The organism is Streptococcus mitis (assembly GCF_946190115.1).
Classification (GTDB): Bacteria; Bacillota; Bacilli; order Lactobacillales; family Streptococcaceae; genus Streptococcus; species Streptococcus mitis_CO.
Window position 1 is genome coordinate 1 of sequence record NZ_CAMHZG010000034.1, and the last position, 2405, is coordinate 2405.

The 2405-nt window shown below is 33.6% G+C and carries 1 protein-coding gene and 1 pseudogene; both read left to right on the forward strand.

Annotated elements, in window-relative coordinates:
• Nucleotides 1-550 (forward strand): LPXTG cell wall anchor domain-containing protein (locus tag N8L90_RS09255; RefSeq protein ID WP_261025201.1); only part of this gene is annotated, 550 nt, incomplete at its 5' end.
• 869 nt (nucleotides 551-1419) lie between these two features.
• A pseudogene (locus N8L90_RS09260) lies at nucleotides 1420-2405 on the forward strand (IS3 family transposase); the annotation flags it as partial.

Below are 2405 nucleotides of genomic sequence, written 5' to 3' on the forward strand. Positions count from 1 at the left end.
ATTACCGGCTTCAATTGAATTGCCAGAGCTAATGATTGAGGTTCGCTGGATTGATGAAGATGGAAATGTATTGAAACAATCTGTTAAGACAGGTAATGAAAAGGATGCTGAACATAGATCAATTCCAGGATATGAATTTGTACGAACTGTGATAGCTGAAAATGAACCAGTAATGACTCACATTTTCAGAAAAGTAAGTTCAAACACAAATACAATTCCAGTAACACCTGATACTAATGGAAATTCTGGTCACGATACACCTGAGCTAACAACTCCAACTCCAATTCCAGTTGTGCCAGTAATGCCTGATGCTAATGGAAATTCTGGTCAAGATACAGCTGCACCAACAACTTCAGTTCCAGATGCAGTTGCTCCGAATGCAGATCAGGTAGATACTAAGACTACTAATGATAATGGAGCTAAGTCAAATGATTCTCAAAATGTATTGCCAAATACAGGAACAGAATCAAATGCTGCTCTTGCATCTCTAGGACTTCTTGGTATGCTAGGTGGTCTCGGACTTGCTCTTGCAAAGAAAAAAGAAGACTAAAAATGTAGTCAAAATATGAATGGTTCATTGTTAAGTGGACAATAAATAAAAAAATAACAACAGCCTTGTTCCTCATTTCAAGAGGTGCAAGGCTGTTCTTGTATTCTCGGAAAAGTAGATAGTATTCGTAATAAGATATAGTGGATTGAAATAAAATGTACGCAAATCGATTATGGGGGTTAGATCAATTTCTAAAAATGAATTAGGAGTCGTGTTGGACTATTCCAACTTCAATCCGCTATACTCATTTGAAATCAAAGTCCCCTATTTGTTGATAGTCTATTCAAGAAATATCGTTGTATAAGGATATACTTTGAAATGATAGGCATAGTGAATCAATGATTGGATTTTTAATTAAAACTATCATCTATTTGTTTCTAAGACGTAAGTTTATAAATTTGATTTAAAATAATATAAATTTATATTCATGGTAGTTATTTGAAGAATATCTTAAAATTAAGGGTCGGATATCTATTGTTATGGATATTTATTTTTAATTATTACAAACAACTTGATTGCGCTTTCTTGAAACTTACTGAAAATTCGTGAAATTAGCCATATTTACACTATTTTGTTTGATTGAATATGTTAAAAGTGTTATAATCTAGCTGTAATAGCTGTAATAGCTGTAATAGCTGTAATAGCTGTAATAGCTGTAATAGCTGTGATGTCAAATATCCATCATAGTAGTTTTTATTGTTTTATTCCCAGTGGGAATATTGCTTTTAAATTTGATTTTGTGTTTTAACATCAGGAGGGACAATGGAAAATAAATCAAATTCACTCAATAGAATAAAGCGTCATCAACGTGAATGAACTGCACCCCAAAAGTTAGACAGAAAAAATCTAACTTTTGGGGTGTTTTTATTATGAAATTAACTTATGATGATAAAGTTCAGATCTATGAACTTAGAAAACAAGGATATAGCTTAGAGAAGCTTTCAAATAAATTTGGGATAAACAATTCTAATATTAGGTACATGATTAAATTGATTGATCGTTACGGAATAGAGTTCGTCAAAAAAGAAAAAAATCGTTACTATTCTCCTGAATTAAAACAAGAAATGATTGATAAAGTCCTACATGAAAACTGGTCTCAAGATAGAGTTTCTCTCGAATATGCTCTCCCAAATCGTGGTATGCTTCCAAATTGGATGGCACAATACAAGAAAAACGGGTATACTATTGTTGAGAAAACAAAAGGGAGAGTACCTAAAATGGGACGTAAACCAAAGAAGAAACCCGAAGAGATGACAGAGTTAGAACGACTTCAAGCAGAAAACGAGTATCTGAGAGCGGAGAATGCTGTCCTAAAAAAGTTGAGAGAACTCCGCTTGAAGGAGGAAAAAGAGAAAGAAGAAAGACAGAAATTGTTCAAGAATTAATCACTGATTTTTCGTTAGATATTCTTCTAAAAACCATTAAACTCGCTCGTTCGACCTACTACTATCATTTGAAACAGCTAGACAAACCAGATAAGGATCAAAAGCTTAAAGCTGAAATTCAAGCTATTTTTACCGAACAAAAAGGAAATTACGGATATCGTCGAATCCATTTAGAATTAAGAAATCGTGGTTATGTGGTCAATCATAAAAGAGTTCAACGCTTTATGAAAGTGCTCAATTTACAAGCTAGAATCCGCAAGAAACGCAAGTATTCTTCTCATAAAGGAGATGTTGGCAAGAAAGCAGACAACCTTATTCAACGCCAATTTGAAGCAGCTAAACCAATGGAAAAGTGTTATACAGACGTGACAGAATTTGCCATTCCAGCAAGCGCTCAAAAGCTTTACTTATCACCAGTTTTAGATGGCTTTAATAGCGAAATTATCGCCTATAATCTTTCAACTTCACCC